The sequence below is a fragment of the Variovorax sp. VNK109 genome, from assembly GCF_049445855.1.
Taxonomy (GTDB): domain Bacteria; phylum Pseudomonadota; class Gammaproteobacteria; order Burkholderiales; family Burkholderiaceae_C; genus JAGOCV01.
The window spans coordinates 345,108-371,016 of sequence record NZ_JBMSDV010000004.1; the positions used below are offsets into that span (position 1 = coordinate 345,108).

At 65.4% G+C, this 25,909-nt stretch carries 26 protein-coding genes; 20 read left to right on the top strand and 6 right to left on the bottom strand.

Features of this window, described 5'->3' with window-relative positions:
• Positions 1 to 3: 3 nt before the first annotated feature.
• The 3 genes from ACO2Q9_RS15975 to ACO2Q9_RS15985 form a co-directional block, all read right to left on the bottom strand.
• Positions 4 to 963 carry a DMT family transporter gene (locus ACO2Q9_RS15975; RefSeq protein ID WP_423312793.1) on the bottom strand — a complete coding sequence of 320 codons (960 nt, stop codon included), beginning with the start codon at positions 961 to 963 and terminating at the stop codon, positions 4 to 6.
• 2 nt (positions 964 to 965) lie between these two features.
• Complete coding sequence (locus tag ACO2Q9_RS15980) at positions 966 to 1,103, bottom strand: hypothetical protein (RefSeq protein ID WP_423312794.1); 138 nt, start codon at positions 1,101 to 1,103, stop codon at positions 966 to 968.
• Positions 1,104 to 1,175: 72 nt separating this feature from the next.
• Positions 1,176 to 1,553, bottom strand: coding sequence for a phage protein NinX family protein (locus ACO2Q9_RS15985; RefSeq protein ID WP_423312795.1), 378 nt, complete (start codon positions 1,551 to 1,553; stop codon positions 1,176 to 1,178).
• Positions 1,554 to 1,651: 98 nt separating this feature from the next.
• Between ACO2Q9_RS15985 and ACO2Q9_RS15990 the strand changes: the two genes are divergently transcribed.
• From ACO2Q9_RS15990 to ACO2Q9_RS16010, 5 genes are all read left to right on the top strand, one after another.
• Positions 1,652 to 2,767 carry a Re/Si-specific NAD(P)(+) transhydrogenase subunit alpha gene (locus ACO2Q9_RS15990; RefSeq protein ID WP_423312796.1) on the top strand — a complete coding sequence of 372 codons (1,116 nt, stop codon included), beginning with the start codon at positions 1,652 to 1,654 and terminating at the stop codon, positions 2,765 to 2,767.
• Positions 2,768 to 2,769: 2 nt separating this feature from the next.
• Positions 2,770 to 3,096: an NAD(P) transhydrogenase subunit alpha gene (locus ACO2Q9_RS15995; protein ID WP_423312797.1), complete on the top strand. Its 327-nt coding sequence runs from the start codon at positions 2,770 to 2,772 to the stop codon at positions 3,094 to 3,096.
• Positions 3,093 to 4,517: an NAD(P)(+) transhydrogenase (Re/Si-specific) subunit beta gene (locus ACO2Q9_RS16000; protein WP_423312798.1), complete on the top strand. Its 1,425-nt coding sequence runs from the start codon at positions 3,093 to 3,095 to the stop codon at positions 4,515 to 4,517. The genes ACO2Q9_RS15995 and ACO2Q9_RS16000 overlap by 4 nt, the downstream gene beginning before the upstream one ends.
• Positions 4,518 to 4,629: 112 nt before the next feature.
• Positions 4,630 to 6,306, top strand: a complete 1,677-nt coding sequence (locus ACO2Q9_RS16005; RefSeq protein ID WP_423312799.1) for a long-chain-fatty-acid--CoA ligase — start codon at positions 4,630 to 4,632, stop codon at positions 6,304 to 6,306.
• Between the two features lie 69 nt (positions 6,307 to 6,375).
• Positions 6,376 to 7,083, top strand: coding sequence for a 5'-methylthioadenosine/adenosylhomocysteine nucleosidase (locus tag ACO2Q9_RS16010; protein WP_423312800.1), 708 nt, complete (start codon positions 6,376 to 6,378; stop codon positions 7,081 to 7,083).
• A gap of 36 nt (positions 7,084 to 7,119) precedes the next feature.
• Here ACO2Q9_RS16010 and corA read toward each other — a convergent pair whose 3' ends face one another.
• Both corA and ACO2Q9_RS16020 read right to left on the bottom strand, forming a co-directional pair.
• The gene (gene corA, locus ACO2Q9_RS16015) at positions 7,120 to 8,106 is read right to left on the bottom strand and encodes a magnesium/cobalt transporter CorA (protein ID WP_423312801.1); all 987 of its coding nucleotides are present in this window, start codon (positions 8,104 to 8,106) and stop codon (positions 7,120 to 7,122) included.
• 198 nt (positions 8,107 to 8,304) lie between these two features.
• Positions 8,305 to 9,522, bottom strand: a complete 1,218-nt coding sequence (locus ACO2Q9_RS16020; protein ID WP_423312802.1) for a patatin-like phospholipase family protein — start codon at positions 9,520 to 9,522, stop codon at positions 8,305 to 8,307.
• A gap of 65 nt (positions 9,523 to 9,587) precedes the next feature.
• Here ACO2Q9_RS16020 and ACO2Q9_RS16025 point away from each other — a divergent pair, with 65 nt between their 5' ends.
• The 4 genes from ACO2Q9_RS16025 to hprK all read left to right on the top strand — a co-directional run bounded on the left by ACO2Q9_RS16025 (position 9,588) and on the right by hprK (position 12,916).
• Positions 9,588 to 10,835, top strand: a complete 1,248-nt coding sequence (locus tag ACO2Q9_RS16025; protein ID WP_423312803.1) for an MFS transporter — start codon at positions 9,588 to 9,590, stop codon at positions 10,833 to 10,835.
• A 187-nt stretch (positions 10,836 to 11,022) separates the two neighbouring features.
• Positions 11,023 to 11,352 (top strand): ribosome hibernation-promoting factor, HPF/YfiA family, encoded by a 330-nt coding sequence (gene hpf, locus ACO2Q9_RS16030; RefSeq protein WP_423312804.1) that lies wholly within the window; start codon positions 11,023 to 11,025, stop codon positions 11,350 to 11,352.
• 141 nt (positions 11,353 to 11,493) lie between these two features.
• Positions 11,494 to 11,961, top strand: a complete 468-nt coding sequence (locus ACO2Q9_RS16035) for a PTS sugar transporter subunit IIA (protein ID WP_423312805.1) — start codon at positions 11,494 to 11,496, stop codon at positions 11,959 to 11,961.
• Between the two features lie 4 nt (positions 11,962 to 11,965).
• Positions 11,966 to 12,916 carry an HPr(Ser) kinase/phosphatase gene (gene hprK, locus ACO2Q9_RS16040; protein WP_423312806.1) on the top strand — a complete coding sequence of 317 codons (951 nt, stop codon included), beginning with the start codon at positions 11,966 to 11,968 and terminating at the stop codon, positions 12,914 to 12,916.
• A 21-nt stretch (positions 12,917 to 12,937) separates the two neighbouring features.
• On the opposite strand, the gene fur is transcribed toward hprK, so the two are convergent.
• Positions 12,938 to 13,357: a ferric iron uptake transcriptional regulator gene (gene fur, locus ACO2Q9_RS16045; protein ID WP_423312807.1), complete on the bottom strand. Its 420-nt coding sequence runs from the start codon at positions 13,355 to 13,357 to the stop codon at positions 12,938 to 12,940.
• 86 nt (positions 13,358 to 13,443) lie between these two features.
• Here fur and ACO2Q9_RS16050 point away from each other — a divergent pair, with 86 nt between their 5' ends.
• From ACO2Q9_RS16050 to gshA, 11 genes are all read left to right on the top strand, one after another.
• Complete coding sequence (locus ACO2Q9_RS16050) at positions 13,444 to 13,986, top strand: outer membrane protein assembly factor BamE (protein WP_423312888.1); 543 nt, start codon at positions 13,444 to 13,446, stop codon at positions 13,984 to 13,986.
• On the top strand, positions 13,986 to 14,798 hold the full coding sequence (dapB, locus tag ACO2Q9_RS16055; RefSeq protein ID WP_423312808.1) for a 4-hydroxy-tetrahydrodipicolinate reductase: 813 nt from the start codon (positions 13,986 to 13,988) through the stop codon (positions 14,796 to 14,798). The genes ACO2Q9_RS16050 and dapB overlap by 1 nt, the downstream gene beginning before the upstream one ends.
• Positions 14,795 to 15,463: a MotA/TolQ/ExbB proton channel family protein gene (locus tag ACO2Q9_RS16060; protein WP_423312809.1), complete on the top strand. Its 669-nt coding sequence runs from the start codon at positions 14,795 to 14,797 to the stop codon at positions 15,461 to 15,463. Before dapB ends, ACO2Q9_RS16060 begins: the two co-directional genes overlap by 4 nt.
• Positions 15,460 to 15,888, top strand: coding sequence for an ExbD/TolR family protein (locus tag ACO2Q9_RS16065; RefSeq protein ID WP_423312810.1), 429 nt, complete (start codon positions 15,460 to 15,462; stop codon positions 15,886 to 15,888). Before ACO2Q9_RS16060 ends, ACO2Q9_RS16065 begins: the two co-directional genes overlap by 4 nt.
• A gap of 71 nt (positions 15,889 to 15,959) precedes the next feature.
• Positions 15,960 to 18,623, top strand: coding sequence for a leucine--tRNA ligase (leuS, locus tag ACO2Q9_RS16070; RefSeq protein WP_423312811.1), 2,664 nt, complete (start codon positions 15,960 to 15,962; stop codon positions 18,621 to 18,623).
• Positions 18,624 to 18,634: 11 nt separating this feature from the next.
• On the top strand, positions 18,635 to 19,132 hold the full coding sequence (lptE, locus tag ACO2Q9_RS16075) for an LPS assembly lipoprotein LptE (RefSeq protein WP_423312812.1): 498 nt from the start codon (positions 18,635 to 18,637) through the stop codon (positions 19,130 to 19,132).
• Between the two features lies 1 nt (position 19,133).
• The gene (holA, locus tag ACO2Q9_RS16080; protein WP_423312813.1) at positions 19,134 to 20,243 is read left to right on the top strand and encodes a DNA polymerase III subunit delta; all 1,110 of its coding nucleotides are present in this window, start codon (positions 19,134 to 19,136) and stop codon (positions 20,241 to 20,243) included.
• A complete protein-coding gene (locus ACO2Q9_RS16085; protein ID WP_423312814.1) occupies positions 20,240 to 21,520 on the top strand; it encodes a glutamate-5-semialdehyde dehydrogenase in 1,281 nt (426 codons plus the stop codon). The genes holA and ACO2Q9_RS16085 overlap by 4 nt, the downstream gene beginning before the upstream one ends.
• Positions 21,521 to 21,551: 31 nt before the next feature.
• Positions 21,552 to 23,012 carry a Trk system potassium transporter TrkA gene (gene trkA / locus ACO2Q9_RS16090; protein WP_423312815.1) on the top strand — a complete coding sequence of 487 codons (1,461 nt, stop codon included), beginning with the start codon at positions 21,552 to 21,554 and terminating at the stop codon, positions 23,010 to 23,012.
• A 15-nt stretch (positions 23,013 to 23,027) separates the two neighbouring features.
• Positions 23,028 to 24,488: a TrkH family potassium uptake protein gene (locus tag ACO2Q9_RS16095; RefSeq protein ID WP_423312816.1), complete on the top strand. Its 1,461-nt coding sequence runs from the start codon at positions 23,028 to 23,030 to the stop codon at positions 24,486 to 24,488.
• A 107-nt stretch (positions 24,489 to 24,595) separates the two neighbouring features.
• Positions 24,596 to 25,891, top strand: coding sequence for a glutamate--cysteine ligase (gshA, locus tag ACO2Q9_RS16100; RefSeq protein WP_423312817.1), 1,296 nt, complete (start codon positions 24,596 to 24,598; stop codon positions 25,889 to 25,891).
• The last annotated feature ends 18 nt before the right edge of the window (positions 25,892 to 25,909 follow it).

Sequence of the window (25,909 nt, forward strand, 5' to 3'; positions counted from 1 at the left end):
TGTTCACGGTTTGCGGCGACCGGCGGGCAGCGCCACCGCAAAGCCGGCCAGGATGAGCGCGATGCCGATGCCGTGGTAGCCATGCAGCGGCTCGTGCAGCAGCAGGAAGGCCAGCAGCGACGCGTAGACCGCCATCAGGTGGAACGACGCGCCGGTGAGCGTGGGCCCGAGCGTCGCGACGCAGCGGTTCCAGATCACGTTGGCGATCAGCGACGAGAACACGCCGATGAAGAGCAGCGACGCAATGGACCCACCGTCGATGGGGAAGTGCCGTCCACGCGCCACGTCCCACAAGGCAGCGGGAAGCAGCAAGGCCGTGGTGACGACCGACAGCGCGGCCATGAAGCCCAGGCCCGACAGTTCCGGCGGCCGGTAGCGCAGCAGTGTCGAAGACAGCGCGAAGCCGGCGACGGCCAGCAGCATCAGCAGCTCGCCACGGCCGAACGACAGGGCGAGCAGGCGCGTGAGGTTGCCGTGGCTCAGCAGCCAGAGCACGCCACCGGTGGAGACGGCGATGCCGAGCAACGCGCGCCGCCCCGGCACTTCACGCGCGACCAGCCAGGCCATGACCGGCACCATCAGCGGAAGCGTCGAATTGAGCATGGCCGCCGTGGCCGCCGGCGTGCTGTGCAGGGCGACGTAGTTCAGCACGGGATACCCCGCGAAGCCGAACGCGCTGCAACCCAGCAGCACTGGCCATGACTTCAGCAGCACACGGCGTTGCGCGACGAGTTCACGCCAGGTGAACGGCAGCACGCACAGCGACGCGACCACCCAGCGCCAGAAGGTCAGCCCGAGTGGCGGCAGGCGGTCCGCGAAGGCGCGGCCGATGAGCAGGTTGCCGGCCCAGAAGAGCGGCGGCAGGAGCAGCAGCACATAGGGCCTGTGCCACAGGTGCCAGGCCAGCGTGCCGGGTGTGGCCGGCCGCCCGGTTGCGGCTGGCGGGAGGCCGGAGGACGCCATGCTCAGCGCGCCGGGACCGGCATCGGCGTGGGCATGTCGGCCAGACCGATGCGCACGCGGCGGTTGTGCCGGCCCTTGTAGCACGCGGCAAGGCTCAGGGTTTCGGGATGGCGGTGATAGAAGGGGCGATGCGATGACATGCGCCGAGCGTCGCAGAAGGGCCACGCGGCGTATTGGCGAAAACCGAGGTTTGCTGCGGGGTGGTTGGCCGCTCAGGCCGCGTCCTGCTGGCCGAAGCGCGCGCCGTCCAGCATCTGCTCGGGGATGCGGCTGCGCACCAGCACGCGCATGGCGGCCACCAGCGGCAGCTCGCCGATGGCGAACCAGGTGATGCCATCGCGCACCAGCATGGCTTCGAACACGGGCTCGCGGTTGAGGCGGCGTTCGCGCAGGAGAATGCGTTCCCGCTGGATGATGGGCCAGGCGGCATCCCAGTCGGTGCCGGGGCTGAACGGGCTCACCGGGACGCCGTCGACCGCGAGATGGCACACATGATGGCGGCCGGTACGCACGATGACAGCATTGCCGTGACCCTCTGCGAGGGCGACCCAGCAATCGAGCGTTGCGCCGGAAAGCGCCATGGCGTCCATGCGGACCATTGTGCGCCAACTGGGCCTAGAATGCCTGTCACCCTGCGCCAAGGGACCTCCGGCAGGTGGTCGCGGCAGGGCAGATCCGAGGAGAACTCATGCTGATAGGCGTACCCGCCGAAACGACGGTGGGCGAAACCCGTGTTGCCGCCACGCCGGAAACGGTCAAGAAACTCAAGGCGCAGGGGCACACCCTGCGGGTGCAGTCAGGCGCAGGCGTAACCGCCAGCGTGACCGACGAGGCGTATGTCGCTGCGGGGGCGGAGATCACCGATGCCGCCGGTGCCTTCGGCTGCGATCTGGTGCTCAAGGTGCGTAGCCCCTTCGACAACGAAGTCGCGCTCATGAAACCGGGCACGGCGGTGGTGGGCATGCTCAACCCGTTCGATGCGGCCGGGCTGCAGCGGTTGGCTTCGGCCAACCTCACCGGCTTCGCGCTCGAAGCCGCGCCGCGCACCACGCGTGCGCAGAGCATGGACGTGCTGTCCTCGCAGGCCAACATCGCAGGCTACAAGGCCGTGATGATCGCGGCCGACAGATACCAGCGCTTCTTCCCGATGCTGATGACGGCGGCCGGCACGGTGAAGGCCGCGCGCGTCGTGATCCTGGGCGTCGGCGTGGCCGGCCTGCAGGCGATCGCCACAGCCAAGCGCCTGGGTGCGGTCATCGAGGCGTCCGACGTGCGTCCTTCGGTGAAGGAGCAGGTCGAGTCGCTGGGCGGCAAGTTCATCGACGTGTCCTACGACACCGACGAAGAGAAGGAAGCCGCGCAGGGCTCCGGCGGCTACGCCAAGCCCATGCCGCAGAGCTGGCTCGATCGCCAGAAGGCCGAGGTGGCCAAGCGCGTGGCACAGGCCGACGTGGTGATCACCACGGCGCTGATCCCCGGTCGACCCGCCCCCGTGCTGGTGACTGAAGAGATGGTGAAGTCGATGAAGCCGGGCTCGGTCATCGTCGACCTGGCCGCGCCCCAAGGCGGCAACTGCCCGCTCACCGAACCCGGGCGCACCGTCGTGAAGTACGGCGTCACCCTGGTCGGCGAGACCAACCTGCCCGCGCTGGTGGCGGCCGATGCGAGCAGCCTGTACGCACGCAACGTGCTCGACTTCCTCAAGCTGATCATCACCAGGGAAGGCGCACTCCAAGTGGACCTGAACGACGACATCGTGGCCGCGTGCCTGATGTCGCACAACGGCGAAGTGAAGAGGAAGTAATCATGGAAGCAGTCTCTCCCACCATCATCAACCTCATCATCTTCGTGCTGGCCATCTATGTGGGCTACCACGTGGTGTGGACCGTCACCCCCGCGCTGCACACGCCGCTGATGGCGGTGACCAACGCGATCTCGGCCATCGTGATCGTCGGCGCCATGCTGGCCGCCGGCCTCACCGAAACCGACCTCGGCCGCACCATGGGCGTGCTGGCCGTGGCGCTGGCGGCGGTGAACGTGTTCGGCGGCTTCCTCGTCACGCGCCGCATGCTGGAAATGTTCAAGAAGAAAGAGAAGAAGGCGCCAGCGCCGGCCAAGGGAGATCACGCATGAGCATGAACGTCGTCACGCTGCTGTATCTCATCGCCAGCGTCTGCTTCATCCAGGCCCTGAAGGGCCTGTCGCATCCGACCACGTCGATCCGCGGCAACATCTTCGGCATGACCGGAATGACCATCGCCGTGCTGACCACCGCGGCGCTCATCGTCGAGCTCTCCGGCGGCAAGGCCATCGGCATGGTCTACGTGCTGGGCGGCCTGCTGGTGGGCGGCGCAGCCGGCACCGTCATGGCCAGGAAGGTCGAGATGACCAAGATGCCCGAACTCGTCGCTTTCATGCACAGCATGATCGGCCTGGCGGCGGTGTTCATCGCGGTCGCGGCCGTGGCCGAGCCCTGGGCCTTCCAGATCACCACACGCGGCGGCCCGATCCCCGGCGGCAACCGGGTCGAGCTGGCGCTGGGCGCGTTCATCGGCGCGGTCACCTTCACCGGTTCGGTCATCGCCTTCGGCAAGCTGTCGGGCAAGTACAAGTTCCGCCTGTTCCAGGGGGCGCCGGTGGTCTTCAAGGGGCAGCACCAGCTGAACCTCGTGCTCGGTCTCGCCGCGCTGTTCTTCATCTTCGGCTTCTGGCACAGCCAGAGCTGGATCGACGTCCTGCTGGTGATCGGCCTCGGGCTGCTGCTGGGCGTGCTGCTGATCATCCCGATCGGTGGGGCCGACATGCCGGTTGTGGTGTCCATGCTCAACAGTTACTCGGGCTGGGCGGCAGCGGGCATCGGCTTCTCGCTCAACAACAGCATGCTGATCATCGCGGGCTCGCTGGTGGGCAGCTCGGGCGCGATCCTGAGCTACATCATGTGCAAGGCGATGAACCGCTCGTTCTTCAACGTGATCCTGGGCGGCTTCGGTGGCGATGCCTCGGCCGCAGCGGCCGGCGCGCAGCAGCAGCGTAACGTGAAGAGCGGCAGCGCCGACGACGCGGCCTTCGTGCTGGGCAACGCCGAAACCGTGGTCATCGTTCCGGGCTACGGCCTGGCCGTGGCGCGCGCGCAGCACGCGGTGAAGGAACTGGCGGCCAAGCTCACCGAGAAGGGCATCACCGTCAAGTACGCGATCCACCCGGTGGCCGGCCGCATGCCGGGCCACATGAACGTGCTGCTGGCCGAGGCAGAAGTGCCTTACGACCAGGTGTTCGAGATGGAAGACATCAACGGCGAGTTCGGCCAGGCCGACGTGGCGATCATCCTCGGTGCGAATGACGTGGTGAACCCGGCTGCCCATATCAAGGGCAGCCCGATCTACGGCATGCCGATCCTGGAGGCCTACAAGGCCAAGACGATCATCGTGAACAAGCGCTCCATGGCCGCCGGTTATGCGGGCCTGGACAACGAGCTGTTCTACATGGACAAGACCATGATGGTTTTCGGCGATGCGAAGAAAGTTGTCGAGGACATGGTCAAGGCCATCGAATGACGGTAATGGCCTTGATGGCCGTCAGGTGAGCAGGGGATAGGGAAAACACAAACGCATCCGCGGGCCGCGCCCGGAGAGAATGCGGAGTTGCAGTGAAGTCAGGAGACAAGACATGACAGACCGCGTCTGGTTGAACAGCTATCCCGCCGGCGTGCCTGCGGACATCGATGCGTCGCAGTACCCGTCGCTCGTGGCACTGATGGAAGAAAGCTTCCGCAAGTACGCCGACCGCACGGCCTACAGCTTCATGGGCAAGGATGTGCCCTATTCGCAGACCGACCGTGACAGCATGGCGCTGGCCGTCTATCTGCAGGGCCTGGGTCTGGCCAAGGGCGATCGCATCGCGATCATGATGCCCAACGTGCCGCAATACCCCGCCACCGTGGCCGCCGTGATGCGCGCGGGCTACGTGGTGGTGAACGTGAACCCGCTGTACACGCCGCGCGAACTCGAGCACCAGCTCAAGGACTCGGGCGCCAAGGCGATCGTCATCATCGAGAACTTCGCGGCCACACTGCAGGCCTGCATCGCGGCCACGCCGGTCAAGCACGTGGTGCTGGCGGCAATGGGCGACCAGCTCGGGTTCCTCAAGGGTGCCATCGTCAACTACGTGGTGCGCAACGTGAAGAAGCTGGTGCCGCCGTTCAACCTGCCCGGTGCCGTGCGCTTCAACGACGCGGTGTCGCAGGGCGCGCGCGGCACGCTCAAGAAGCCCGACATCCGCCCCGACGACGTCGCGGTGTTGCAGTACACCGGCGGCACGACAGGTGTCTCCAAGGGCGCGGTGCTGCTGCACCGCAACGTCATCGCCAACGTGCTGCAGTCCGAGGCGTGGAACGACCCTGTCATGAAAAAGGTGCCGGCGGGTGAACAGCCGACGAGTGTGTGCGCGCTGCCGCTGTATCACATCTTCGCGTTCACCGTGAACATGATGCTGTCCATGCGCACGGGCGGCAAGACCATCCTCATCCCCAACCCGCGAGACCTGCCGGCCACGCTGAAGGAGCTGTCCAAGCACAAGTTCCACAGCTTCCCGGCGGTCAACACGCTGTTCAACGGCTTGGCCAACCATCCCGACTTCGGCACGGTGGACTGGAGCAATCTCAAGGTGTCCGTCGGCGGCGGCATGGCGGTGCAGGGCGCCGTGGCCAAGCTCTGGCTCGACAAGACCGGTTGCCCGATCTGCGAAGGCTACGGCCTGTCGGAGACCAGCCCGTCGGCCAGCTGCAACCCGACCACCAGTACCGAATACACCGGCACCATCGGCGTGCCGCTGCCCGGCACGTTCATGAAGTGCATCGACGACGACGGCAACGAAGTCGCATTGGGCCAGCCGGGCGAGATCGCAATCAAGGGCCCGCAGGTGATGGCGGGCTACTGGCAGCGCCCCGACGAGACGGCGAAGGTCATGACGGCCGACGGTTACTTCAAGTCCGGCGACATCGGCGTGATGGACGAAAAGGGCTTCTTCAAGATCGTCGACCGCAAGAAGGACATGATCCTGGTGAGCGGTTTCAACGTCTATCCGAACGAGGTGGAAGAGGTCGTGGCCAAGATGCCCGGCGTGCTCGAATGCGCGGCTGTCGGCGTCAATGACGAGAACACCGGCGAAGCCGTGAAACTGGTCATCGTCAGGAAGGACCCGGCCCTCACCGAAGCGCAGGTGCGCGACTACTGCAAGGCCAACCTCACCGGCTACAAGCGTCCCAAGGTCATCGAGTTCCGCACCGAAATGCCCAAAACGCCGGTCGGCAAGATCCTGCGCCGCGAGCTGCGCGACAAGAAGTGATCCGCGCGCACATGCGTGCACAATGAGAGGCGGCCTGCGGGCCGCCTTTTCTTTGGACCTCACACAACCATGCCCATCACCGCCATCGTCAGCGCCATGCAGGAGGAACTCGCCGCCGTGCTGGCGCTGATGCCGGACGAACGCAAGGTCGTCGTCGCGGGCCGCGAGTTCTGGCAGGGCCACCTGCACGGGCATGAAGTCGTGGCCGTGCTCGCGCGCATCGGCAAGGTGGCGGCAGCGACGACGGCGGCCGTGCTGGCCGAACGCTTCGAGGTGGACCGCGTGGTCTTCACCGGCGTCGCAGGTGGCCTGGGAGCAGGCGTGAACGTGGGCGATGTCGTGGTGGCCAGGGAGTTCCTGCAGCACGACATGGACGCCTCACCGATCTTTCCACGCCACGAGGTGCCGCTGTACGGCCGCAGCCGCTTTGCGGCCGATGCCTTACTCGCCACTGCGCTGGCGCAGGCCGCCCGCGTGGCCCTGCCCCACGCACAGGTGCATCAGGGACTGGTGATCAGTGGCGACCGCTTCGTCTCCACGACGGCTGAAGCCCGCGCATTGCAAGCCGGGCTGCCCGATGCGCTCGCCGTCGAGATGGAGGGCGCCGCGTTCGCGCAGGTGCTGCACGATTTCGGCATTCCCTTCGCGGCCGTGCGCACCGTGTCCGACCGCGCCGACGACGCGGCACACGGCGACTTCATGGAGTTCATCCGCACCGTGGCCAGCCCGCATTCGGCCGCCATCGTGCAGGCCCTTCTTCAAAGTCTTCCGCGTTGAACGAGGGGGAGGCGCCGCAGGCGCTTCGGGGGTGGTCTACTTCAACCAGCCGCGCTTGCGGAAGTACCACATCGGCACGAGCGCGCTGGCCACCATCAGGCCCAGCGCGTACGGATAGCCCAGAGACCAGTCCAGCTCCGGCATCATCCTGAAATTCATGCCGTAGATGCTGGCGATCAGCGTCGGCGGCAGCAGCGCGACGCTGGCCACCGAGAAGATCTTGATGATCTTGTTCTGGTTGATGTTGATGAAACCGACGGTCGCATCCATCAGGAAGTTGATCTTGTCGAACAGGAACGCCGTGTGGTTGTCCAGCGACTCGATGTCGCGCAGGATCTGCCGCGCCTCTTCGAACTGCTCGGCGTTGAGCATGCGGCTGCGCATCATGAAGCTCACCGCGCGGCGTGTGTCCATGACGTTGCGGCGGATGCGCCCGTTCAGGTCTTCCTGCCGCGCGATCGCGCCCAGCACTTCGCCGGCCAGTGCATCGGTCACGTCGCCCGACAGCACCTGCTTGCTCACCTTCTCGAGCTCGTCGTAGATGCCTTCGAGCGTATCGGCGGAGTATTCGGCGTCGGCGTCGAAGAGCTTGAGCAGCACTTCCTTGGCGTCCTCGATGAGGCCCGGGGCGCGTCGAGCGCGCAGGCGCAACAGGCGGAACACCGGCAGGTCCTCGTCGTGGATCGAAAAAAGGACGCCGCGGCTCTTGAGCTCGGCGTTGTGCTGGTTCAGGATGAACGCCACGCGCACGGTGCGCGGCTGCTCGTCGTCGGAGATCAGGAAGTCGCTGCGGATGTGCAGCTCGCCGTTGTCTTCTTCGTAGAAACGCGCGGACTCCTCGATGTCCTCGTCCATCGCGTCTTCAGGAATCGACAGGCCGTAGTACTGTTTGACCCAGCGCTTTTCTTCCAGTGTGGGCGCTTCCAGGTCCACCCAGATCGGCTGGAACCTGGAGAGTTCTTCCAGCGACTCGATCTCTTCCTGGAAGAGGCGGCCGTTGGCAAGCGTAAAGATGTTGAGCATGGCTCACTCCCGTTGAAGTGTTTTTATTGGCAGTGAAGGTTGTCGCTTCCAACCCCGCTGCCTGCACGGGAGTCGGAAGCTATCGACTGGGATAGGCTTCCAAGGGAATCTCCGTTTTTGAAGAACGCCGGATTATGGCACTGGCAGGCCTTCCGGGCGCAGGGAAAAGGTTAGCTTGCGGCCCTTTCCGGCCCGGTTTCAGATGCCTTCGAAGAAGGCCAGCAGTTCGGTCTTGCGCGCGAATGCGTCCTGCTCGCCCAGCTGCACCAGCGCCTGCACGAAGCCGGGTTCGAACAGCAGGTAGCTCGCCAATGCGGCGCCGCCGCCCTTGAGCGCGCCGAGCCCGCCGAGCGCGTTGCGGGTGGACGCCGGCAACTCGTCGGCATGGGCCTGCGCGATCGCGTCCAGCGACTGCGACGGTTGCAACGCCAGCACTTCGACGCTGCGGTAGGGCAGCACGGCAGCCACTTCGCGCGGCAGTTGCCTGAGTGTCTGCGTGACGCGCTGGGCCTGCTCCACGTCGGCCTGCAGCGTGTCGTGGAACACGCTGGCCATGGCATGCCCGGCGATGCTTCCCAGCGTCGGGCCCTTGGGCGAGAGGTCGGCACCGGTGCCGAAGGCCTTGGCCGTGAGGCCCGAGCGCTGCGGCTGCCCCACGCCGACCACCAGGATCTTCCGCGCACCCAGGTGCATGGCCGGCGACAAAGGCGAAATCTGGCGCATCGAGCCGTCGCCGAAGAATTCGCGGCGCTTGTCCACCCACAGCGCAGTCGCCGGAAAAAGGAAGGGGATGGCGCTGGACGCCATCAGGTGCTCGATGGTGATGGGCTGGAATTCCGAGCGGCGGCCCGGGCGCATCCACGCACGCGTCGGGTCGTCGTGCGCGGTGTGGCAGAAAGTCCAGTGCACGCCGCTCGTATAGCTCGACGCAGTGACGGCGAGCGCATTGAGCGTGCGTGACTTGAGTGCATCGTCGATGCCCGGGAGCGAGATGGCGTGGTGCAAGGTGTCCACCAGCGGCATGTTGTCGAGCACCGCACCGGTGGCGCGCGCCTGGCGTGACAGGCTGAGCGCGGCGAGGTAGCGGCTTGCGCGCACGAAGGGCGATACGCGCAACTGATAGACGTTCCCGGAACGCAGGCGCATCCAGAAGTCGGCGAGCTGGTCGAAGGCCGCGAGGCCGCGTGTGGCACAGCTGGCGAGGTAGGCGGCGTTGAGTGCGCCGGCCGACGTGCCCACCAGCAACTGGAACGGGAATTTTTCCGGTCCACCCGGCTGCAGCCGCAACATGGAGGCCAGTGCCTTGAGCACGCCGACCTGGTAGGCCGTCCGCGCGCCGCCGCCCATCAGGACCAGTGCGGTGGAGGGCTTGTCCGGCAGGACGAGGCCCGAGTGGATGATGGTGTCCAGGCTCATTTGTCGTGTCTGTCTCCGTCGTGTCGGGATGTTAGAGTAACTTTCGCTTCCCAACACCCCCCTCCATGTCCCGATCGCTCACGCCCAAACGCGAGCTGTGGCTCCTGCTGACGCTTGCCGGAATCCAGTTCACCCACATCCTCGACTTCATGATCATGATGCCGCTCGGGCCGCAGTTCACGGCGCTGTTCGGCATTTCCGATGCGCAGTTCGGGCTGCTCGTGTCGGCCTACACGCTGGCCGCCGGCGCATCGGGCCTCATCGCGTCCACCTACATCGACCGCTTCGGCCGCAAGCGGCTGCTCATCACGCTGTACGTGCTGTTCGGCCTGGCCACGCTGGCCTGCGGACTGGCGCCGGGCTACGCATCGCTCATGGTCGCGCGCATCTGCGCGGGTGCGTTCGGCGGCGTGCTCTCGGCGCTGTGCCAGACCATCGTGGCCGACTCCATCCCGTTCGAGCGGCGCGGCCGCGCCATGGGCATCGTGATGACCTCGTTCTCGGTGTCCACCGTGGCGGGCGTGCCGCTGGGCCTGTTCCTCGCGGCGCACCTGAGCTGGCATGCGCCGTTCATCGGCATCGCGCTGTTGTGCGGTGTGCTCGTCGCCTTCGCTGCGGCCACCTTGCCCACGCTGGATGCACATGTGCACGAGGGCCGCTCGTCGTCCGCTCTGGGCGGCATCGTGCAGGTGCTCCAGGATCGCAACCACCTCAAGGCATTCGGGCTGTCGGCGCTGCTCATGTCCAGCAGCTTCACCATGATCCCCTACATCACGATCTTCATGCAGGCGAACGTGGGACTGACACCCGCACAGATTCCCTACATGTACCTGTGCGGCGGGCTGGTGACGCTGCTGTCCGCCCGGCTGTTCGGGCGCATGACCGACCGCATCGGGAAGGTGCCCACGTTCCGGCGGGTTGCGCTGATCGCACTCGCGCCGATGTTTGCGCTGACGCTGCTGGGTCGCGTGCCGCTGTGGGCCGTGCTCATCGGATCGACCTGCTTCTTCGTATTCACCAGTGGACGCATGATTCCCGGCATGGCCATCCTCACGTCGGCTGCCGATCCGCGCCTGCGCGGCACCTTCATGACGCTGAATGCATCGGTGCAATCGGCAGCCATGGGCCTGGCTGCATTCGTCGGCGGCCTGATCATCAGCCGCGATGCGCAGGGGTTCGTGCAGAACTACTGGATGACTGCTGTCGTCGGGGCCATGGCAACACTGGCCGCCGTATGGCTGGCGGGCACGCTGACCTTGCACGGCGCAGGGGCACCGGCCGCTGCGCGGCCGCCGTCCACGCCGGAAAACTGAGCCTTTTCAAGCACTTGCCAGACCCTTTTCAAAGGGTTGCATTTTGTGGCGTGGCGAGGTGTAAACGCCCGTTGCTTTTGCCCTGCATCAGGCGCATAGTGGTCTCACGTTCAGAGAATCAAGGTTCGTCACCGGCCTTCCTCGCGGGCCGGTTTTTTCCAAACCAGAGAGCGACAGGAGGCTACTCATGAACTTGACGATCAGCGGTCACCATCTCGAAGTTACCCCCGCCTTGCGCAGTTACGTGACCAACAAGCTGGATCGCATCACCCGCCATTTCGACCAGGTCGTGGATGTCAAGGTGCTGTTGACGGTCGAGAAGCAGAAGGAAAAGGAACGAAGACAACGCGCCGAGTGCAACATCCATGTGAAGGGCAATGACATGTTTGCCGAGTGTTCACACGCAGACCTCTATGCGGCCGTGGACCAGCTGGTGGACAAGCTGGACCGGCAGGTGGTGCGCCACAAGGATCGTGTACAGAACCACCAATGCGAAGCCGCCAAGCGGCTGATGTGAGGGGCAGACACCTCCAGAGGAAGCCACCGGTCACCGGTGGCTTTTTTGTTGCACGCTTGCCGGCCATTGCATGCTTTTGGCGTACGTAGGCAGACTTTTGTTGCACTGCACCGCGTGAGGTGCATAATCTGCAACCCGACCATGAACCGTCTCGCGTCCATCCTGCCTCCCGCTCAAGTGCTTGTGAGCGTCGACGCCACCAGCAAGAAGAGAGCTTTCGAGGAAGCCGGCCTGTTGTTCGAGAACCTGCACGGCCTCTCGCGCGCGCTGATCACCGACAGCCTTTTTGCCCGTGAGCGCCTGGGTTCCACCGGCCTCGGCCATGGGGTGGCCATTCCGCACGGGCGCATCAAGGGCCTGAAGGCGCCGATGGCAGCGGTCTTCCAGCTGGCGCAGCCGATCGGCTTCGACGCCCCGGACGAGCAACCCGTCGTGCTCCTGATCTTCCTGCTTGTGCCGGAAGCGGCCACGCAGAAGCACCTGGAAATACTGTCGGAAATCGCCGAGCTGCTGAGCGACTCGGCCTTGCGCGAGCGCATCAAGTCCAGCGACAGCGCCGCGTCCCTGCACAACTTCATCTCCACCTGGCAGTCGGCCCAGCCGGCCTGAGGGATTGAAACCCACCGCCATCAGTGCCGACCGCCTGTTCGAGGAGTTCCGGGGCTCCTTGCGGTGGGAATGGGTGGCAGGCCTGGGGGCTTCCGAGCGCCGCTTCGATGACGTCGCGATCCGGGCAGCCCGCTCCAGCGCCGATCTTGTCGGCTACCTCAATTACATCCACCCTTACCGCGTGCAGATCCTCGGTCAGCGCGAGGTGGCGTATCTCGCCAACGGCACGCCGGAGGATTGTGCGCGCCGCATCTCGCGCATCGTGACGCTCGAACCGCCGGTCCTGATCCTGGCCGATGGACAGGTCGCGCCCGACGCGCTGCTGTCCATGTGCGAGCGCGCGCAGATCCCGATGTTTTCCACGCGCGAGTCGTCGGCGTTCGTCATCGACGTGCTGCGTGCCTACCTGTCCAAGCATTTCGCCGAGCGCACCTCGATGCACGGCGTGTTCATGGACATCCTGGGGCTGGGCGTGATGATCACCGGCGAATCGGGCCTGGGCAAAAGCGAGCTGGGTCTCGAACTCATCTCGCGCGGCAACGGCCTCGTGGCTGACGATGCAGTGGATCTGTACCGCATCAACCAGACGACCATCGAGGGCCGCTGTCCCGAACTGCTGCAGAACCTGCTGGAAGTGCGTGGCATCGGCCTGCTGGACATCAAGGCGATCTTCGGCGAAACGGCCGTGCGCCGGAAGATGCGCCTCAAGCTCATCGTGCATCTGGTGCGCAAGGAGACGCTGGAGCGTGACTTCGAGCGCCTGCCGGCCGAGCCGATCACGCAGGACGTGCTGGGCATCCCAGTGCGCAAGGTGATCATCCAGGTGGTGGCTGGCCGCAACATTGCCGTGCTGGTGGAAGCTGCGGTGCGCAACTCCATCCTGCAGCTGCGCGGCATCGACACGTACCAGGAATTCGTCGAACGCCACCGCCGCGCGATGGACCGTGACGGCTAGCGCCGGATCACCGGCAACGGCTTACTTGGTCTTGGCGCAGTTGCTGCACAGGCCGTAGAGCGACATGGCGTGGTCCTGCAGGATCCAGCCCTTGGCCTTGGCCACGGCCTGCTGGCGCTTCTCGATCTCGGCGTCGTAGAACTCCTCGACACGGCCGCACGAGGTGCACACCAGGTGGTCGTGATGCTGGCCTTCGTTGATCTCGTAAACCGCCTTGCCGCTTTCGAAATGGCTGCGGTTGAGGATGCCGGCCTGCTCGAACTGCGTGAGCACGCGATAGACGGTGGCCAGGCCGATGTCGGAACGGTCGTCCAGCAACACGCGGAACACATCTTCGGCCGTCATGTGGCGCTGGGCGCCCTTCTGGAAGATTTCGAGGATTTTCAGCCGCGGAAGGGTGGCCTTCAGGCCGGTGCTCTTGAGTTCGTCGATGTTGCCCATGTGTGTCCTTCGCGTGCGGGCGCCCGGAACCGCAGCGCTACAATGGCCCGATCATATCGCTACCCGATTGACCCATGTCAGGACTCCTGTCAGCCTCCTTTTCGCGCCGTTTCCTGCCGTTTCTGGCGGTCGCAGCCTGCGCCGCCCTGACGGCGTGCGGCAGCATGCGCAGTGCCACCACCAGCATGGCGGGCATCGTCAAGCCCTACAAGGTCGAGGTGGTGCAGGGCAACTTCGTGTCGAAGGAGCAGGTCAATGCGCTGCGGCCCGGCCTGACCCGCAACCAGGTCCGTGACGTGCTGGGTTCGCCGCTGCTCTCCAGTGTGTTCCACAACGACCGCTGGGACTATGTCTTCACCATCCGCCGCCAGGGCGTGGACCCGCAGGCCCGTCGCCTCACCGTGTTCTTCAAGGGCGACGAGCTGGACCGTTTCGAGGGCGACGAGATGCCTTCCGAAGCCGAATTCGTGGCCTCGCTGGACTCGCGCCGCAAGGGCGCCAAGGTGCCCGAGCTCGAAGCGAGCGAAGCCGATCTCAAGAAATTCCCCGTGCCTGCTGCACCGCCCGCGCAGGCTGCTGCGCCCACCGTGCCGCAGAGCTACCCCCCGCTGGAAGCGCCGCGTCGCTGATGACCGCTCCCGTTCGAATCGCCATCGCGGGCGCTTCCGGCCGCATGGGCCGCATGCTCATCGAGGCCGTACGCGGCAGCAGTGACTTCGTGCTGGCCGGCGCGCTGGATGTGCCGGCAAGCCCCGGTATCGGCTCGGACGCCACGGCCTTCCTGGGCCACGCCAGCGGCGTCACCATCACCGACGACATGGCAGCCGGCGTGAAGGGCGCGCATGTACTGATCGACTTCACGCGGCCCGAGGGGACGCTGGAGCACCTGAAGGCCTGCCGCAGCGCTGGTGTCAGGATGGTCATCGGCACGACCGGTTTTTCCGATGGGCAGAAGGCGCAGATCGCCGAGGCCGCGAAGGACATCGCCATCGTCATGGCGCCGAACATGAGTGTGGGTGTGAACGTCACGCTCAAGCTGCTGGACATGGCTGCGCGTGCCATGTCCACCGGCTACGACATCGAGGTCATCGAAGCGCATCACCGCCACAAGGTGGATGCGCCTTCGGGCACCGCGCTCAAGATGGGCGAAGTGCTCGCCAATGCGCTGGGCCGCGATCTCAAGGACTGCGCGGTCTACGCGCGCGAAGGCGTGACGGGCGAGCGCGATCCGTCCACCATCGGCTTCGCCACCATCCGTGGCGGCGACATCGTGGGTGACCACACCGTCTTGTTCGCCGGCACCGGCGAGCGCATCGAGATCACGCACAAGGCGTCCAGCCGCACCACCTATGCGCAGGGCAGCCTGCGCGCCGCACGCTTCCTGGCCAGCCACAAGACCGGCATGTTCGACATGTTCGACGTGCTCGGCCTGAACGGATGAACATCCTCGAGCTGCTGGCGCAAGGCGATGCGGTCAGCAAGGGCGTTGCGCTGCTCCTGCTGGCGATGTCGATTGCCAGTTGGGTCGTGATCCTCTGGAAAGCCTGGATGCTGCGCCGCGCTGGCGCCGACGTCACCCGTGCCACGGCTGCCTTCTGGCAGGCTGCGTCGATGGATGAAGCGCAGCCGCGCGTCGCTGCCTTCGACCGTGAGCAACTCGTCGTCCCGTTGGTCGAAGCGGCCCGCACGCCCGGGCGGCTTCAAGGCGCCGCCGCCGGTACGCTCGCTGCGGCAGGTGACCGGTCGCAGCAGCTCACGCGCGTCCTGCGCGGCGCCCTGCATGCGGGGCTGCATCGTCTGCAGTTCGGCCAGGTGCTGCTGGCCACGGTGGGTTCGACGGCGCCGTTCGTGGGGCTGCTGGGCACGGTGTGGGGCATCTATCACGCGCTGACCGGCATCGCCAGCGCGGGCCAGCTGACCATCGACCGCGTGGCCGGCCCCGTGGGCGAGGCACTCATCATGACTGCCGCCGGTCTGGCGGTCGCCATCCCCGCCGTGCTGGCCTACAACGTATTCGGCCGCATCATCGGCCGCATCGAGGCCGAGCTCGAAGGCTTCGCGCGCGACCTGCGCGAACTGCTCGCCCCCGGCGGGAGCAACGCATGAGCTTCGGCCGGCTGGACAGCGGCAAACCCAACCAGCCGATCAGCGAGATCAACATGACGCCGCTGGTCGACGTGATGCTGGTGCTGGTGGTCATCTTCATCATCACCGCGCCCCTGCTGGCCAGCAGCATCCGGCTCGACCTGCCGCGCACCGACGCGGCCCGGCCCAACGAAGCGCCGAAGTTCGTCACGCTCGTGGTGGACAAGTCCGGCCAGGCCTTCCTGAACGACCAGCCTGTCACCCCGCAGGTGCTGGCCGAGCGTCTGGCGGCGTCCGCGGCCCGAAACCCGGACACCGAGGTGCAGCTGCGCGCCGACACCACCGTGCCCTACGGCCGCGTGGTGGAACTCATGGGCATCGCACAGAAGGCCGGGCTCAACCGCATCGGTTTCGTGGCCGAAACCCCTGCGCCCGCCAGACCCTGACGACGGCTGCGGCGAACGCCTAAAATCCCGGCAGGTGCGCGCCACGGGCGCGCCGCTGCAATTCCCTTTCAATGCAAGACAAATACACACCCGCCGATGTGGAGAAGTCCGCTCAGGCGACCTGGACCGGCCGCGACGCCTATCGCGTGACCGAGGACGCATCGCGCAAGAAGTACTACGCCTGCTCGATGCTGCCTTACCCCAGTGGCAAGCTGCACATGGGCCATGTGCGCAACTACACCATCAACGACATGCTCACGCGCCACCTGCGCATGAGCGGCTACAACGTGCTCATGCCCATGGGCTGGGACGCGTTCGGCCTGCCGGCCGAGAACGCGGCGCTCAAGAACGGCGTGCCGCCTGCGAAGTGGACGTACGACAACATCGCCTACATGAAGAAGCAGATGCAGGCGATGGGGCTGGCCATCGACTGGTCGCGTGAAGTCGCCACCTGCGACCCAAGCTACTACAAGTGGAACCAGTGGCTGTTCCTCAAGATGCTCGAGAAGGGTATCGCGTACCGCAAGACCCAGGTCGTGAACTGGGACCCGGTGGACCAGACCGTGCTGGCCAACGAGCAGGTGATCGACGGCAAAGGCTGGCGCACGGGTGCCGTGGTCGAGAAGCGCGAGATTCCCGGCTACTACCTGAAGATCACCGACTACGCCGAGGAACTGCTCGACCACGTGCAGAACAAGCTGCCTGGCTGGCCCGAGAAGGTGCGCCTGATGCAGGAGAACTGGATCGGCAAATCGAGCGGTGTGCGATTTGCATTCCTGCATGACGTGCGTGACGCGTCGGGTGCGCTGATCGGCGGCGGGCACATGCATGTGTTCACCACGCGCGCCGACACCATCATGGGCGTGACCTTCTGCGCCGTGGCGCCGGAGCATCCGCTGGCCACGCATGCAGCGCAGACCAACCCGAAGCTCGCAGCCTTCATCGAGGACTGCAAGAAGGGCGGCACCACCGAGGCCGAGCTCGCGCTCAAGGAAAAGGAAGGCATGCCGACCGGCCTCACGGTGCGGCATCCGCTCACCCAAGCGGAGGTACCGGTGTGGGTCGGCAACTATGTGCTCATGAGCTATGGCGACGGTGCCGTCATGGGCGTGCCCGCGCACGACGAGCGCGACTTCGCGTTCGCCAAGAAGTACGACCTCGAGATCAAGCAGGTTGTGTCGGTGGGCAAGGAGCATTACGACTACAGCCAGTGGCACGAGTGGTACGCCGACAAGCAGAACGGTGTGACCATCAACTCCGACAGCTTCAGCGGCATGAAGTACACCGAAGCCGTGGATGCCGTGGCGCATGCGTTGTCCGTCAAGGGCCTGGGCGAGAAGAAGACTACCTGGCGTCTGCGCGACTGGGGTGTGAGCCGCCAGCGCTACTGGGGCACGCCGATCCCGATCATCCACTGCGCCGAGCATGGCGCGGTGCCCGTGCCCGAGAAGGACCTGCCTGTGGTGCTGCCGCAGGACTGTGTGCCCGACGGCTCCGGCAATCCACTCAACAAGCGCGAGGACTTTCTGGCCTGCAAGTGCCCGGTCTGCGGCAAGGAAGCTCGCCGTGAAACCGACACGATGGACACCTTCGTCGATTCGTCGTGGTACTTCATGCGCTACTGCGACCCGACCAACAGCGAGAAGATGGTCGCCGGCGGCACCGACTACTGGATGCCGATGGACCAGTACATCGGCGGCATCGAACACGCGATCCTGCACCTGCTGTATGCGCGCTTCTGGACCAAAGTCATGCGTGACCTGGGCCTGGTGAAGGCGGACGAACCGTTCACCAAACTGCTGACGCAGGGCATGGTGCTCAACCACATCTACTCCCGCAAGGGTGAGAAGGGCGGCATCGAGTACTTCTGGCCGCACGAGGTGGAAGACGTGCATGACGCTGCCGGCAAGGTGACGGGCGCAAAGCTCAAGGAAGCCAAGGGCGACCTGCCTGCCGGCACGATGGTGACCTACGAAGGCGTGGGCACCATGAGCAAGAACAAGAACAATGGTGTCGATCCGCAGGACCTGATCGAGAAGTACGGCGCCGACACCGCGCGCCTGTACACCATGTTCACTGCGCCGCTCGAAGCCACGCTCGAGTGGAACGACGCAGCCGTCGAAGGCAGCTACCGCTTCCTGCGACGCGTGTGGGGTTTCGGTGTGAAGAACGCGTCGGTGATCAAGTCGGGGCTCGCATCCGACGGCACTAGCTACTCGCCCGCTGCGAAGACACTGCGCCGCGAGGTGCACACCGTGCTGCGCCAGGCCAACTACGACTACGAGCGCATGCAATACAACACGGTGGTCTCCGCCGTGATGAAGATGCTCAACACGCTGGAGGACGCGAAGCTCGGTGAAGGAGCGGCGGTCAGCAGCGCGGACAGTGCTGCAATCGCGGAATGCTTTTCCATCCTGCTGCGCGTGCTGTATCCGGTGTGCCCGCACATCGCCTATGCCCTGTGGGAGCAGCTGGGCTACACCGCCGGTCATGGCGACCTGCTCGATGCCGCCTGGCCGCAGGTGGACGAAGGCGCGCTGGTGCAGGACGAGATCGAGCTGATGCTGCAGGTCAATGGCAAGCTGCGCGGCTCCATCCGCGTGGCGGCCGGCGCATCGAAGGAGGACATCGAGAAGGCCGCACTGGACAGTGAAGCCTTCGTCAAGCAGGCCGCAGGCGCCACACCGAAGAAGGTGGTGGTGGTGCCCGGCCGTCTGGTCAACGTGGTGGTCTGAAAGGCAAGCGCATGCAGCGTCGCACGATTCTTCTCGCCGGTGCCTCGGCCTTCCTGCTGGCGGGGTGCGGTTTCGAGCTGCGCCGCGCGCCCGAGTTTCCGTTCAAGACGATCCATCTGGCCGGAGCGGAGCGTTCGCCCCTGCTCGTGGAACTGCGCCGCTCGATCGCCAGCACGGGGGCCGTTGAAGTGGTGGATGGCCGTGTCCCCGGGCAAGCGCAGGTGACGCTCGACGTGCTCACCGAGCAGCGCGAGAAGGTGGTAGTGGGCCTGGGCACCACGGGCCAGGTGCGCGAATTCCAGCTGCGTGTGCGCTTCAAGTTCCGCCTGCGCAATGCAGAGGGCACCGAGATCATCGCGCCGGTCGAACTGCTGCAGCAGCGTGACATCAGCTACAGCGAATCCGCCGCTCTCGCGAAGGAAGCGGAAGAACTTCTGCTGTATCGCAACATGCAGAGCGACATCGTGCAGCAGACCATGCGCCGCCTTGCTGCGGTGAAAGGAATCTGACATGCAGCTCGCAGCTGCGCAGATCCAGGCGCATCTGCAGAAGGGCCTGCGCCCGCTGTACACGCTGCACGGTGACGAGCCGTTGCTGGTGCAGGAGGCGGCGGACGCCATCCGCACCGCAGCACGCGAGCAGGGCTACACCGAGCGCACGTCGCACACCGTCGCGGGCGCGCACTTCGACTGGAGCGAGGTGCTGGCTGCAGGCGGTTCACTGAGCCTGTTCGCGGACAAGCAGGTCGTCGAGATCCGCATCCCTTCCGGCAAGCCGGGCAAGGATGGCAGCACCGCGCTGCAGCAACTGGCTGAGGGTGCAGTGGGCAACGACAGCACGCTCACGCTCGTCCTGCTGCCGCGCCTGGACAAGATGACCAGGAGCAGCGCCTGGTTCACCGCGCTCGAGAATGCAGGCGTGACCGTGCAGCTCGACCCGGTGGAGCGCGCGGCACTGCCGCAATGGATTGCGCAGCGGCTCGCGCGGCAGGACCAGCGCGTCGCCGGCGGTGAGGACGGCCAGCGCACGCTGCAATTCTTTGCCGACCGCGTGGAGGGCAACCTGCTCGCGGCGCACCAGGAAATCCAGAAACTCGCACTGCTATATCCGGCGGGCGAACTGTCGTTCGATCAGGTGGAAAGCGCCGTTCTCAATGTGGCGCGCTATGACGTGTTCAAGCTCGGTGAAGCCGTGCTGGCCGGACAACTGGGGCGTGTGACGCGCATGCTCGACGGCTTGCAAGCCGAGGGCGAGGCCGAAGTGCTGGTGCACTACACACTGGCCGAGGACATCCGGGCACTCAAGCGCGTGAAGGACGCGGTGCAGTCGGGCCGGCCGCTGCCGATGGCACTGCGCGAGCAGCGCGTCTGGGGCGTCAAGGAACGGCTGTATGAACGTGTGCTGCCGCTGCTCACGCCGACAACGCTCGACAACCTGCTGCATGCGGCCCATCAGGTGGACGGCATCGTCAAAGGCCTCAAGCAGCCCGACTGGCCGGCCGACGGCTGGCAGGCGCTGCACCGGCTGGCAGGCATGGTCTGCCGCGAATGCGCCATGCGCAATCCGTCGGCAGCGTCCCGCCCGCAGGGCTTTGCAGGCCGTGGGACAATGCCGGCATGAACGCGCTGAACATCGCCGAATACATGCAGACGCTGGGCATGCAGGCCCGTGCGGCGTCTGCACGCATGGCCAGCGCCGATGCCGCGTCCAAGGCCCGCGCGTTGCGTCGCCTGGCGGCGCTGCTGCGTGAGAGCAGGGACAGCCTGGCCGCGGACAACGCCAGGGACCTCGAGCGCGCCACCGCTGCCGGCCTGTCCGCCCCGATGGTGGACCGCCTCAAGCTCACATCCAGGGTGATCGACACCGTCGCCGAAGGCTGCGAACAGCTCGCCGCAATGCCCGACATCATCGGCGAGATCATCGGCATGAAGCAGCAGCCCAGCGGCATCCGCGTGGGCCAGATGCGCGTGCCACTCGGCGTGTTCGGCATGATCTACGAGAGCCGCCCCAACGTGACGATCGAGGCGGCGAGCCTGTCGATCAAGAGCGGCAACGCGGCCATCCTGCGCGGCGGCTCCGAAGCCATCGACTCCAACCGCGCACTGGCGAAGCTGGTGCAGCAGGCGCTGGTCGAATCCGGCCTGCCGGCCGAAGCCGTGCAACTGGTGCAGACCACCGACCGCGAAGCCGTCGGCCAGCTGATCGCCATGCCGCAGTATGTGGATGTGATCATCCCGCGCGGCGGCAAGAGCCTGATCGAGCGCATCAGCCGGGAAGCCAGGGTGCCCGTCATCAAGCACCTGGATGGCAACTGCCACACCTATGTCGATGACCCTTGCGACATCGACATGGCCGTCGTCGTGGCCGACAACGCCAAGACGCAGAAGTACAGCCCCTGCAACGCGAGCGAAGGCCTGCTGGTGGCGCGCGGCGTGGCAAGGGAATTCCTGCCGAAGATCGGTGCCATCTATGCCGCCAAGGGCGTCGAGATGCGCTGCGACGAGGAATCGCGCGCCATCCTCGGCGGTCTGGCCGGCGCGAAGCTGGTGGCCGCCACCGAGCAGGACTGGTACGAGGAATACCTCGCGCCGATCATCAGCATCAAGGTGGTGGCGGGCGTGGATGAGGCCATCGACCACATCAACCGTTACTCGTCGCACCACACCGACGCCATCCTCACGCGCGATCACATGCACGCGCAACGCTTCCTGCGCGAGGTGGACTCCGCCAGCGTCATGGTGAACGCAAGCACCCGCTTCGCGGACGGATTCGAGTTCGGTCTCGGCGCCGAGATCGGCATTTCCACCGACAAGTTCCATGCGCGCGGTCCGGTCGGCATCGAAGGGCTGACTTCGCTCAAGTGGATCGTGCTGGGCAACGGCGAGGTCCGCCGGTAGGGCCGACCGACAACAGGGCTGGCTCGCTGTTGTGAAGATCATCATCCTTGGCGCGGGCCGCATCGGTGAGAGCGTGGCGGAGAGTCTGGTCTCCGAGCGCAATGACATCACGGTCATCGACACTGACGCCGAGCGTCTTCGCCAACTCGAAGACCGTTTCGACTTGCGCGGCGTGGTCGGCAATGGCGTGGAACCCCTGGTGCTGGAGGAGGCTGGTGCGCGCGACGCGGATCTGCTCGTTGCCTGCGCCGCCAACGACGAAACCAATCTCGTCTGCTGCAAGGTGGCGCACCATTTGTTCCAGGTGCCCACGCGCATCGCGCGCGTGCGTTCGCCGGCCATCCAGTCCGATGCAAACCTGCTCGGGCGCGATGGCTTTGCAGTGGACCGCGTCATCTGCCCCGAAGATTCGCTCACACGCTACATCCTCAAGCTGGTCGACTATCCCGAAGCACTGCAAGTGCGCGAGTTCGCAGGCGGACGGGCCTGTCTGGTATCGGTCCGTGCCGTCGCCGGTGCGCCGCTGGTGCAGCACAGCATCGCCGAGCTGAGGGAGTGTGTGCCGGGCACCGACATGCGCATCGTCGCCATCTACCGCCGGCTGACCGACGAGCCCGACCGCTTCATCGTCTGCGAAGGCCACACGCGCATCGAGCCGGGCGACGAAGTGTTCGTGCTCTCGGCGCGTGAAGACATTCCCAAGGTATTGCATGCGCTGCACCGGCATGACGAAACACGCCGTCCCGTGCGCCGCATCATGATTGCCGGTGGTGGCCGCGTGGGCCTGCGTGTTGCCCGGCAGCTGTCGGGGCCGGATCGCGACCTTCTGGTCAAGGTGATCGAACGCCGGCCGGACCAATGTGTTGCACTGGCGTCCGGCTTGCCCTCCGACGTGCTCGTGCTCCAGGGCGATGCGACCGATGAAGACCTCCTTGCCGAAGAAAGCGTGGAGCACATCGATCTTTTCCTGGCGCTGACCAGCGACGACGAGGACAACATCATGTCGTGCCTGCTTGCCAAGCGAATGGGAGCGCGGCGCGTGCTGGCACTGATCAACCGCCGTTCTTACGCCGAGCTGATGCACGGCACGCAGATCGACATTGCGCTGTCCCCGGCTCAGGCCGTGCTGGGCGAATTGCTGGCATACGTGCGGCGTGGCGACGTGCAGGCTGTGCACAGCCTCAGACGTGGCGTGGCCGAGGCACTGGAAATCGTCGCGCACGGGGATCGCAAGACTTCCCGTGTGGTGGGTCGCCCCGTCGGGGAGATCAAGTTGCCGCGTGAAGCTCACTTCGGGCTCATCGTGCGGGGATTGCCGGACGTCGAAGAGGGCGCCACGTTGCCCGAGATGGCGCCGGAAGACGTGCAAGTCATCGTGCCGCACGCCGAAACCGTGGTTGAAAGCAACGATCACGTGATCATCTTCATCCCGCGCAAGCGCCTCGTGCGGGACGTGGAAAAGCTGTTTGCCGTGAGCGCCACCTTCTTCTGAGCGTCCGCGACCGCGATGAAGGATCTTTTTCCCGTCCTGCGCGTGTTCGGCATCCTGCTGACGTTCTTCTCTGCGAGCCTCCTGCTGCCGATGGCTGTCGCATGGCAGGAGCGGCTGAGCTGGGCTTATGCATGGCCCATGGGGCTCGGAATGGTCCTGGGGTTCCTGCTGTGGCGCGGGCTCAAGCGCTACCGGCAGGAACTGCAGCCACGACACGGCGTGATGCTCGTGACGCTCACCTGGGTGCTGCTACCGCTGGCGGCCTCGCTCCCCCTGCTGTCAGTGATGCATGCCATCGGGCGACCGATCACGTTCACGCACGCGTACTTCGAGGCTGTTTCCGGTTTGACCACCACGGGCGCCACGGTGATGACCAGTCTCGATACCCTGCCGCTGTCCGTGAACATGTGGCGCACCTTCCTGCAATGGCTGGGCGGCATGGGCATTCTCGTGCTCGCCGTGGCGGTGCTGCCCCTGCTGGGGGTGGGCGGTGCCCAGCTTTTCCGGGCCGAAGCCGCAGGGCCTCTGAAGGACACCAAACTCACACCGCGGATGACCGAGACTGCCAAGGGCCTTTGGGGCGTCTATGCAATCCTCTCGCTCGGCTGCTCGTTCGGCTACTGGGCAGGCGGGATGTCGCTGCCCGATGCCGTGATGCACATGTTCACGACGGTGAGTCTGGGCGGGCTCTCTTCCTACGATGCAAGCTTCGGCCATTTCCAGTCGCCGTTGCTGGAGTCGATCGCCATCTTCTTCATGCTCGTGGCAAGTTGCAATTTCGCCCTGTATTTCATTGCGCTGCGCAAAGGGAGCCTGAGAGGCATGTGGCAGAACCCCGAGCTGCGTGCAACACTGGGTGTGCTGGTCGGCGGCGGCCTGTTTTCTTCTTTCCTTCTGTGGGCACAGGGCGGGCTGCAGCCGCTCTTTGCATTGAGGCTCGGCATGTTCCACCTCATATCGGTGGCGTCGACGACGGGATATGCGACGGTCGACTACCTGGGCTGGCCGGCGTTCGTTCCGGTGTTCATGTTGTTGCTGTCCGGTGTGGCCACCAGCGCCGGATCCACCGGTGGGGGCATCAAGATGGTCCGCATGCTCATCCTGCTCAAGCAGGCGAGGCGGGAAATGCGGCGGCTGGTGCATCCCAATGCCGTCCAGCCTGTCACCCTGGGCGGGGGCGTGGTCGACAACAGGGTCATCTTCGCGGTACTGGCTTACATGCTGGTGTACGGCGGGACGATCATCGGCTTGAGCTTGGTGCTCATGCTCTCGGGCCTCGAGCCTGTCACGGCGTTCAGTGCGGTCATCGCCAGTGTCAACTGCATGGGGCCTGGACTGGGCGCGGTCGGGCCGGCGTCGAATTTCGGCGTGCTCACCGATTTCCAGGTCTGGGTCTGCACGCTCGCGATGGTGCTGGGTCGCCTCGAGCTCCTGAGCTTCATTGCGTTGCTGACCCCCTCGTTCTGGCGGAGGTAGGCTGTTTTCGAACGGCCGGTACTTGCAAGCCTGCGAGGAACCCCCAATTCCCTACAATCGCTGTCAAATATTCGGCGTATCCTGCCGCCTGCAGCCCGAGAGTCCCCATGGTCCCCCATCTCGTCACAGCCCTCAGCGGCCCCATCAACGAACTCGAACAGCGTGTGCTGGACTCCATGCCGGCGATCGAGCGCTGGTTCCGGCTGGAGTGGATGGAGCACACGCCGCCGTTCTACAGCTCCGTGGACATCCGCAATGCGGGCTTCAAGCTGGCGCCGGTGGACACCAACCTGTACCCGGGCGGCTGGAACAACCTGACGCAGGAGATGCTGCCGCTGGCGGTGCAGGCGGCAATGGCGGCGATCGAGAAGATCTGCCCCGAGGCGCGCAACCTGCTGATCATTCCCGAGAACCACACGCGCAACACCTTCTACCTGGCCAACGTGGCGCAGCTCATGCGCATCTTCAACATGGCAGGGCTGAACGTGCGCATCGGCTCGATCAACCCCGAGATCAAGAAGCCGACGAAGATCGACCTGCACAACGGCGAATCGCTCACCATCGAGCCGGTGGTGCGCAGCAAGCGCCGTCTCGGTCTCAAGGACTTCGACCCGTGCACCATCCTGCTGAACAACGACCTGTCGGCGGGCATTCCCGGCATCCTGGAAGACATCCACGAGCAGTACCTGCTGCCGCCGCTGCATGGCGGCTGGTCGGTGCGTCGCAAGAGCAACCACTTCCAGAGCTACGAGGAAGTCTCCAAGCGATTCGGCAAGCTGCTGGGCATCGACCCGTGGCTGATCAACCCGATGTTCAACAAGTGCGGTGAAGTGGACTTCGCCGAGGGCACGGGCATGGAATGCCTGCAGACGAATGTCGATGCGCTGCTGACCAAAATCCGTCGAAAGTACAAGGAATACGGCATCAACGAGAAGCCGTTCGTGGTGGTCAAGGCCGACAACGGCACGTACGGCATGGGCATCATGACCGTGCGCGACGTGAAGGACCTCGAATCGCTGAACCGCAAGACGCGCAACAAGATGTCCGTCATCAAGGACGGCCAGGAAGTGCACGACGTCATCATCCAGGAAGGCGTGCTGACCAACGAGCGCATGAACGACGCCGTCGCCGAGCCGGTGGTCTACATGATGGACCGCTACGTGGTGGGCGGCTTCTACCGCGTGCATGCCGAGCGCGGCACGGACGAGAACCTCAACGCCCCGGGCGCGAGCTTCGTGCCATTGGCATTTGCCGAGAGTGCGCACTTACCTCAGCCGGGTGTCAAGCCGGGTGCGAGCGCACCCAACCGGTTCTATATGTATGGCGTGATCGGCCGCCTGGCCATGCTGGGCGCGAGCTACGAGCTCGAAGCCACCGATCCGGACGCCGAAGTCTACGAATGAGCCAAACGGGCGCAAAAT